Source organism: Halohasta sp. A2 (assembly GCF_056175805.1).
In genome coordinates, this window is the sequence record NZ_JAQFWV010000272.1 from 1 (window position 1) to 263 (window position 263).

At 60.5% G+C, this 263-nt stretch carries 1 protein-coding gene; it reads left to right on the plus strand.

The annotated features are described in order from the left end of the window. On the plus strand, positions 1-263 hold a 263-nt coding region (locus tag O2S87_RS19100; protein WP_475410255.1), incomplete at both ends, for a transposase.

Below are 263 nucleotides of genomic sequence, written 5' to 3' on the forward strand. Positions count from 1 at the left end.
TGTCTGATGAGCGCGAGCGGTTAGAACACGCACAACGCGACCTCTCGCGGAAGGAACACGGGTCTGCGAATTGGGAGAAACAGCGTCGAATCGTGGCCGAACGTCACGCCGATTTGAAACGGAAGCGCCGCGATTTTCTCCACAAGCTCTCGAACTACTACGCTCGGGAGTACGACTTCGTAGCGGTCGAAGACCTCGACGCGAAGGGCTTGGTCGAGCTACCGGGGAACTCACGGAACCGCGCAGGAGCGGCGTGGGGGATG